Annotated in this window: 7 protein-coding genes and 1 pseudogene; 6 read left to right on the top strand and 2 right to left on the bottom strand. The window is 46.0% G+C overall.

Features of this window, described 5'->3' with window-relative positions:
* Positions 1–304: 304 nt before the first annotated feature.
* The 3 genes and pseudogenes from V7Q33_RS19635 to V7Q33_RS19630 all read left to right on the top strand — a co-directional run bounded on the left by V7Q33_RS19635 (position 305) and on the right by V7Q33_RS19630 (position 2,172).
* Positions 305–517 (top strand): Sec-independent protein translocase subunit TatA/TatB, encoded by a 213-nt coding sequence (locus V7Q33_RS19635; RefSeq protein WP_331979868.1) that lies wholly within the window; start codon positions 305–307, stop codon positions 515–517.
* Positions 518–960: 443 nt separating this feature from the next.
* Positions 961–1,281, top strand: a pseudogene (locus tag V7Q33_RS23445) (IPT/TIG domain-containing protein); the annotation flags it as partial.
* Between the two features lie 48 nt (positions 1,282–1,329).
* Entirely contained in the window at positions 1,330–2,172 is an 843-nt protein-coding gene (locus tag V7Q33_RS19630; protein ID WP_442945995.1) for a dioxygenase family protein, read from the top strand.
* A 76-nt stretch (positions 2,173–2,248) separates the two neighbouring features.
* Here the strand turns inward: V7Q33_RS19630 and V7Q33_RS19625 are convergent, their stop codons facing one another.
* Positions 2,249–2,659 carry a response regulator gene (locus tag V7Q33_RS19625; protein WP_331979872.1) on the bottom strand — a complete coding sequence of 137 codons (411 nt, stop codon included), beginning with the start codon at positions 2,657–2,659 and terminating at the stop codon, positions 2,249–2,251.
* Between the two features lie 426 nt (positions 2,660–3,085).
* Between V7Q33_RS19625 and V7Q33_RS19620 the strand changes: the two genes are divergently transcribed.
* The gene (locus V7Q33_RS19620) at positions 3,086–5,560 is read left to right on the top strand and encodes a transglycosylase domain-containing protein (RefSeq protein ID WP_331979874.1); all 2,475 of its coding nucleotides are present in this window, start codon (positions 3,086–3,088) and stop codon (positions 5,558–5,560) included.
* Positions 5,561–5,636: 76 nt separating this feature from the next.
* On the opposite strand, the gene V7Q33_RS19615 is transcribed toward V7Q33_RS19620, so the two are convergent.
* Positions 5,637–6,533 (bottom strand): EamA family transporter, encoded by an 897-nt coding sequence (locus V7Q33_RS19615; RefSeq protein WP_333820975.1) that lies wholly within the window; start codon positions 6,531–6,533, stop codon positions 5,637–5,639.
* A gap of 110 nt (positions 6,534–6,643) precedes the next feature.
* On the opposite strand from V7Q33_RS19615, the gene V7Q33_RS19610 reads away from it, so the two are divergent.
* The gene (locus V7Q33_RS19610; protein WP_331979878.1) at positions 6,644–7,321 is read left to right on the top strand and encodes a peptidylprolyl isomerase; all 678 of its coding nucleotides are present in this window, start codon (positions 6,644–6,646) and stop codon (positions 7,319–7,321) included.
* Between the two features lie 86 nt (positions 7,322–7,407).
* Complete coding sequence (locus tag V7Q33_RS19605; RefSeq protein WP_331979880.1) at positions 7,408–8,259, top strand: transketolase; 852 nt, start codon at positions 7,408–7,410, stop codon at positions 8,257–8,259.
* Positions 8,260–8,352: the final 93 nt, after the last annotated feature.

Raw genomic sequence — 8,352 nt, 5'->3', positions numbered from 1 at the left:
TGAACAAGTGCAGAGGTTTCAAAGCTACTGGCCGCTGGATAAAAGCAGAAGGAGTGTCTGTAGAATAGTGGCGATTCTTTTTAAGGTAATTTAAAGTTCCGGGCCATTCCCATCGCGTACAACGCACACGCTTAAAGCCTGCAGCGACTGTTCTACCCCTTAAAACAAGGCGTTTTCCTCATTTTTAGGAAGAGCGGTTTATATATTCTGCCGATTTGTTTTGTACGCTCCCCGTAATAACTACCTTCGCATCGGCGTTACGTCAATAGTGACAAATGCTGCATAACTTTTAACTGCTAAAATCATGTATACAATTCTTTTATTCTTAAGTGGTGTTGGTTTCCAGGAAATCTTACTCATCGGACTGTTTGTGCTGGTGTTCTTTGGCGCGAATAAGATCCCTGAATTCATGAAAGGTCTCGGTAAAGGCGTACGCGAGTTTAAAGGCGCGATGGAAGATGTGAAGAAGGAAGTAAGTGATGTAAAATCAGATGTTACCAAAGATCTGAAACCATAATCTTCACTGGAATTTTTTGGAAGGTGCCGCATGAAGTTCGTGCGGCACCTTTTTTATTATATATACTTTCTCCACATATCGTTGTTCTAAAATATACAACAAGTCTCTATTAGTATACAATGCCTATGCTTTGATCGACCAAATCTATAGCATTATCACACTCGCATTTACAAACACATGTCCGCTTTCTGATCGACAGAATCAGCACCGCAGATGTATACCTATATATCTGGTTAAGTGAATTACGGAGATTTTTTCTGCTCGCACATTGCAACAGATTCATTGCCGGTATATTCTGATTGCACAGTCATACACCTTGAAAAAACTTTGCTTCGCCTCAATTGTGATCTTTACAGCCATAAAGCAATTTACCTTTCGTTCCTTTGGTATCATTCACACACAAAATATACCACACTCAACTATTTACCCTAATCATATACTTTATGGAAAGAAAGCAGTTTTTGAAAAGCCTGGGAATGTCTGGCCTTATGGTGCCCCTCATTGTTTCGTGCAGCAAAGACGATGAATCTGTTCTGACACCCACAATCACCAGCTTTACACCAACCAGCGGTGCTACAGGAAGCACGGTTACCATTACCGGAACCAATTTCAGTACCGTAACAACCAACAACACAGTAACCTTTAACGGGACAGCCGCTACGGTTACAGCAGCAACCGTTACACAACTTACGGTGACGGTTCCTGCAGGTGCAACTACCGGCAAGATTACGGTTACCGTAAACGGTCTCAGCGCCACTTCTGCAAGCGACTTTACGGTAACGTCAACCAGCACATCAACGGGATCGCCTACCATTACCAGCTTTACCGCCAGCGGGGCAGTTGGTTCATCGATCGTTATTACGGGGACTAATTTCAGTACAGCGGTATCGGACAATACGGTAACGATCAACGGTATAACGGCTACGGTTACATCGGCAACAACTACACAACTGGTGGTGACGGTTCCAAGCGGCGCCACTTCCGGTGCGATCTCCGTAACGGTAAATGGAGTTACGGTTACTTCGACCAGTTCATTTACCGTGACCACAGCTTCTGCTTCCTGTACTTCCACGGATTCAGAAACAGCAGGTCCATTCCCTACCAAGAGTCCTTCGGACCTGGTGAAATCTGATATTCGCAGCGACCGTACCGGTGTTGCGTTTTCAATTGTGATCACGATAGAGAACAAGAACAACAGTTGCTCGCCGCTCGAAGGTGCACTGGTAGATATATGGCACTGCGATAAGGATGGCTATTACTCCGAGTACGGAGGTACATCCATGCAGACAGTAGACTATACATCCGTTCACTTCCTGCGTGGTCGGCAAACAACGGATAGCGATGGCAAGGTAGCTTTTACATCTATATTTCCGGGATGGTATCAGAGCCGCGCTACCCACATTCACGTGCACGTTTATAATGCGGCCGGAACGTCATTGCTGGTAACACAAATTGCCTTTCCGGAAGGAAGCGATAGTGCAGTGGCCCTTGTAAACGCGTCTACTGCGAATGGCTATACCAAAGGCATGTCGGGCTATACCTATAATGCCAGCGACACTGTATTCACCGATTCCCTCGATACGGAACTGGCAACCGTAACCGGTAGTGTAGCCGATGGGTATGTACTTACCCACACTATTGTTGTAAGCGCTTAGCTATAACAATATCCATAAAAGAGAAGGCACACCGTATACTATTCGGTGTGCCTTCTTTTTATAATGAAATTCCAAACTATCTTATTGTTAAATGAATAACCGGAGCCATGGCTTTCAGTTTGGCAACGGTAAGTGGTTTTACCATGTAATGCTCAATGCCAAGTTCCTGGCTTTGTCGCACATCTTCCGAATCTTCGGATGACGATATTACCACAATCGTGATTTTTTCTTTGTCGGGCAGGTCGAGTGCGTTAAATGCTTCTATAAATTTGAAGCCATTCATAACGGGCATGTTGAGATCCAGAAAGACTACCTTCGGCAGCCTGTCTCGATGCTCGAGGAGAAATTGCAATGCCTCCTGTCCGTTGCGGGCCGTATGAATGGTGGCCGCAGGCAGTGCAAGCTTAATAATCTTTCGGTGTAAAAAAATACAGGTGTCGCTATCATCTACCAACAGTATCATGCTCATCATCCAATCAAGTGTCACTAAAGTATACAAACAAAACCAAATGTGGAAAGTTGTGCAGACACAATCCGAATGATCAACAGGTGTCTGAGGCCAGGCAGGCGGGAGCTTTTGATGAGAGATAGGCAGCCCCGGGAACGCCACTTTTGCAGTCGGATAAGACTGATTATCTCTTTTCTACAGGAAATAACTTACCTTGCATAAAAGTTCCTCACCTTTTTGAGCAGCCCCAAAATTCCCGAAAAAATGGTTCGAAATTGCCTGTTCTCCGGTAGAAACGACAGCTGATGCCAGCCTTTAAATTAATTGATTTGAAGGCTTTTACGTTTGTCAGACTCGTTCTCTTAACATCAGACGACAAATAAACCTGTTGAATGCTTTGTTCTGATTGTTATATACTGCGCAGGTAATTATCTTACCCTTTTTCGTTTGTTGACGTGAACAGCTATGCAAGAATTCCTGAAGAATCTGAGAAGTAAAGTACATCAATTCTATATAACGTTGTTGCAACGGGTAGCGCCTGTTACCCGCTATATCAAAGCCCGCTGGAACCAGGTGCGCGGGTATTACAGTACCCACCCGAAGGCCCGCCGGTGGACAATTTTCGGTTCTATTGTGTTGGGCCCTCCCCTGCTTTTGCTGATCGTGGTATGGATTGAAATACCCAGCTACCGGTCGCTGCGCAGTATTCAAAACCAGGTAGCCTCAGAGGTATATAGTGCCGATAGTGTTCTGTTGGGCCGTTATTATATTCAGGATCGTACGGAAATAAAATTCGAAGAGATCTCCCCGGTCGTGATGGATGCATTGATTGCCACGGAAGATGTTCGTTTCTATGAACACAGTGGTGTTGACTTTGAAAGTCTGGGACGCGTGCTGGTGAAGTCCATTCTGTTGCAGGAGGAATCTGCCGGCGGTGGCAGTACCATCACCCAACAACTTGCCAAGAACCTGTATCCGCGAAAACGTTATTGGATGTTATCGATGCTGTTAAACAAGTCGCGCGAGCTTATTACAGCACAGCGACTTGAAAGTATATATTCCAAAAAAGATCTGATCACGCTATACCTGAACACCATTCCGTTTGCAGACCAGACGTTTGGTATTGAAGCAGCGTCCAAGCGATTTTTCTCATGCCCGGCAAAAGATCTTACGGTAAGTCAGGCCGCTGTACTGGTGGGGATGTTAAAGGCTACCAACTCTTATAACCCGCGCCTGTTTCCCGAGCGCTCATTGGCCCGCAGAAATGTAGTGTTCGCACAGATGGCCAAGTATAATTATCTGACGAAAGAGAAACTCGATTCACTCAAGAAACTTCCCCTGGGACTGAAATATACCAGTATATCTTTTCACGAAGGACTGGCACCGTATTTCCGCGAGTTTGTAAAAGCAGAACTGATGACGTGGTGCAAGAACAACACCAAGCCGGATGGAACACCGTATAATATTTATACCGATGGTTTGAAGATCTATACCACGATCGATTCGCGGCTTCAGCAGTATGCAGAAAAAGCAGTAGCGCAGCAGATGACGGAGATACAAAAACAATTCTTCGATCATTGGCACAAGGAAAATCCGTGGCAGAAGAATGAGGAAGTAATACAGGATGCCATTCACCGCAGCCAGCGTTATCAGCACATGAAAGAGCAGGGCATGTCGGAAGAAGATATACTTGACATCATGCAGAAGCCGGTGCCGATGCGCGTGTTCTCGTGGGAAGGCGAAAAAGTAATGAAGATGAGTCCGATCGATTCCATCAAGCATCACATTCAGTTTTTAAATGCCGGCTTTCTGGCGATGGATCCCACCAACGGGCAGATTAAAGCCTGGGTGGGTGGTATCGATCACGATTTCTTTCAATACGATCACATAAAGACTTCTACCAAGCGACAGGTAGGCTCTACATTCAAGCCGATTGTATATGCAATGGCAATCGAAAAAGGATTTGAGCCCTGCGATTTCATCTCGGCAGAACGCAAGACCTATATTGATGAAGAAGGCGACAAGTGGACGCCCCGCAATACGCAAAACGACTACCAGGTAAAATATTCCATGCGCGGTGCACTCGCCTATTCGGTAAATACGGTATCGGTAAAACTGATCGAAATGGCCGGAGTTGACAGTACCATTGCGCTGTCGCGGAAGATGGGCGTTATCAGTGAAATGAAGCATGTACCTTCGGTAGCGCTTGGGTCATCGTCTGTATCGCTCACAGAAATGACCACTGCGTACTCCTGTATCGCCAACGAAGGTGTTACGGTACTTCCTTACCATATTATCGCGATCAAAGATCTGTATGGAAATATATACCAGGACTTTAAGCCTGCAACGAAAGGTGTACGCGCTATATCCAAAGAGACCGCGCTGCTGGTGCGCCAGATGTTGCAAACGGTGGTGCACGAAGGTACAGCCTCACGCCTGCGCTGGAAATATGGTATAATCAACGATGTGGCGGGTAAAACCGGAACAACACAAGCCAACGCAGACGGATGGTTTATGGCCATGACTCCTAACCTCGTGGTGGGTACATGGGCCGGTGCTGACGATCCGCGCATTCACTTTCGCAACACAGAGCTTGGCCAGGGATCGAACACGGCGTTGCCGATGTATGGATACTTTATGAAGCAGGTAAACAGCGATCCGCGCTTCAAGAAAATATCAGAAGCTACATTCCCGCGTTTGCCTTACAACTTGCAGCAGCGTCTTAACTGTGATCTGTATGAACTCGATGATGCACTGCTCGCAGAACTGAAAGTAATGGTAGCACAACAGGATTCCATCCGCCAGGCAGATACACTTTCTACGCTGAAGGAGTCGTTTATGGAGAAGCTCTACAAACGCAAAATGAAGATGCTTCGCGCCAGTCAGCCGAGTGACAGCACGACAAATGATGTAGAGGGACTGGAGAATCTTGGAGGGTAGAAATTCGTTATCCGTTTACAGGTTAATCGTTAATAGACTTCCTCCGGAATAACGATTAACCGATAACGTGTAACTCCTATCGGCTAGCAGCCAGCTGTCGTACAGCCGGATAGTTGAACACTACAAGCGCCACCACGATAATGCCATAGCCCGCCACTTGTATACTGTTTACCGTTTCGCCAAATACGAGGAATGCCACCGAGAAGTTGATGAGCGGGTTGAGGTACATGAGTATACCGATGGTAGCGGAATTAATGCGGTTGAGTGCAAACAGGTTGAGGAACAAAGGAAGCACCGTAAACAACACTGCTATACCCAAAATGATACTATAGAATGTAACGCCCGTGGGAATTTCATGTATCAATTGTCCGTAGAAAATATTCAGGATGAAGAACGAGAACAGCACTTGCACGCAGAGTACAATCATGCGGTCGAAGCCCTGATTCTTGCGTTGTGAGATCAGGTATAGCGCATACGTAAATGCCGTCAGAAAGCTATAGCCGAGTTCCAGCGCAGAATTCATTCCCATCACTACACAACTGAGTGTACACAACGCCACGGCTACCCACTGCAGCATCGTCATCTTTTCCTTGATCAAAACATAGCCCAATACGGCCGTAATCACCGGGCAAATCAAATATGAAAAAGAAGCCGTCTTGATGTTGATATGATTCACGATATAGATGAACGTAAGCCAGTTTACCGTGAGCAATGCACCACCTGATAGCGTTAGCAGTACAACGTTCCTTCGTTTGGCTGGTGTAAATGATTGCATGAACGCAATGTCTTTACGCAGATCGTTGCGTTTGAACCCGAACACGATCACCAACAATACCAGCGATGAAAACAAAATCCGGAAATACAATATCTCTCCTGCCGAATACGCTTTGAGCGCACGAAGTGGAATGGAGAAAAATCCCCAGATTGCAAATGCAGCGATCGCTGCCAGATAATGGTTCCTGCTGCTGTTCATGTGCGGCGAATATAGAGATTAAAGCACAGCGTTAAAATGCTTTTACGTTGTACATTATTGCAAACGTTTTTACTTTTAAAATTCATTATAGCATTACTAACCATTTATATATGAACCGGTTCCTGGTAGCTTCACTACTCCTGCTCCTCTTCGCGTGCGGAAAGAAAGAATCTGTTGTGATAACCCCTGAAAATCTGACAGAAGTATTGACACAATACGGTAAAGAAAACCCGGAGAACGAAGTGATCATCGAAACAAAGATGGGCACCATAAAACTGCGCCTGTATGACGATACACCGCTGCACCGCGCCAACTTCGTAAAGCTGATCAAGGAAGGTTATTATGATGATGCTGACTTTTACCGCATTGCCTATGAGTTTATGATCCAGGGTGGTGATCTGAAAAAGAAGCTGAACTATGTAATACCAGCCGAGTTCAACCCCAGGCATTTTCATAAAAAGGGAGCCCTCTCGATGGCGCGTGTTACCGAAAACAACCCTCGTAAAGAATCCTCTGCAGCTGAATTTTTCATTGTGCACGGTACGCGATATACCGATGAAGATATTGATATAGAAGCCCGCAACCTCGGTATAAATATACTGCCCGAGCAACGCGAAGCCTATCGCACGGCAGGCGGTTACATGACCCTTGACGGTGAGTATACGGTATTTGGTGAAGTAACTGAGGGTCTGGATGTTGTTGACAAGATTGCGAACGAGAAGGTTTATAACACCGATCATCCGCTTCACAAAATTCCATTTACCATTCGCGTGGTGGAATCCAAATAAACATTGCCTTTATCGTGAAATGACCTTCGCTTTTTCTTTCAAGGTTTGAAAAATTAGAGCATCTTCGCGACAAAATTTTGAACTTCATGAGCCAGACAACCGACATCGCATCACTTAAAAAACTGAGTTCACAGATTCGCAGAGACATCGTACGCATGGTACATGCCTGCCAGTCCGGTCACCCCGGAGGATCACTGGGCTGCACGGATTTTTTCGTTGCCCTGTATTTCAAGTTGATGAAGCACGATCCGAAGTTCAACATGAATGGTATTGGTGAAGACCTTTTCTTCCTTTCCAACGGTCACATCTCTCCTGTATGGTATTCTACCCTGGCCAGAGCCGGGTACTTCGATGCAAAAGAACTTGGTACTTTCCGCAAGCTGGATTCACGCCTGCAAGGTCACCCGGCCACGCATGAACATCTTCCCGGTATTCGCATTGCATCCGGTTCACTCGGTCAGGGATTGTCGGTGGCATCCGGTGCAGCTCAAACCAAGAAACTCAACAAAGACGATCGATTCGTATATGTGCTGATGGGCGATGGCGAAATTCAGGAAGGACAAGTTTGGGAAGCTGCCATGTATGCAGGCTATAATAAACTGGATAACCTGATCGCTACCATTGACTATAACGGACAGCAAATTGACGGTCCTGTAGATAAGATCCTTTCCCTGCTGAACCTTCGCGCGAAGTGGGAGTCCTTCGGATGGATCGTGCAGGAATTCAACGGTAACATCATGGAAGAAGTAGTGGCCGGCCTGGAGAATGCACAGAAACTCGCCAAGCAAGGCAAGCCTGTAATGAACCTGATGAAGACTGAAATGGGCTTCGGCGTTGATTACATGGTAGGATCACACAAATGGCACGGTGTTGCTCCCAACGATGAAGAACTGAAGAAAGCACTCGCTCAACTCGAAGAAACGCTGGGCGACTATTGAGCCGCTGCGAGTTACCAGATATAAAAGATGCCAGATTTACCTGGCATTTTTTGTTTGTGGAGAGTTGTTAACCGCTAATCGTTAATCGTTATT

This window comes from Ohtaekwangia sp., from assembly GCF_036786105.1.
Taxonomy (GTDB): Bacteria; Bacteroidota; Bacteroidia; order Cytophagales; family Cyclobacteriaceae; genus Ohtaekwangia.
The sequence above is the reverse complement of the archived record's forward strand: the minus strand, read 5'-3'. Positions and strand labels throughout refer to the sequence as shown.

Bases quoted from the DNA above. Each gene is read 5' to 3' on its own strand.
- V7Q33_RS19605 (WP_331979880.1), top strand. From the start codon at position 7,408: ATGAGCCAGACAACCGACATCGCATCACTTAAAAAACTGAGTTCACAG.
- V7Q33_RS19615 (WP_333820975.1), bottom strand. From the start codon at position 6,533: ATGAACAGCAGCAGGAACCATTATCTGGCAGCGATCGCTGCATTTGCA.
- V7Q33_RS19635 (WP_331979868.1), top strand. From the start codon at position 305: ATGTATACAATTCTTTTATTCTTAAGTGGTGTTGGTTTCCAGGAAATC.
- V7Q33_RS19610 (WP_331979878.1), top strand. From the start codon at position 6,644: ATGAACCGGTTCCTGGTAGCTTCACTACTCCTGCTCCTCTTCGCGTGC.
- V7Q33_RS19620 (WP_331979874.1), top strand. From the start codon at position 3,086: ATGCAAGAATTCCTGAAGAATCTGAGAAGTAAAGTACATCAATTCTAT.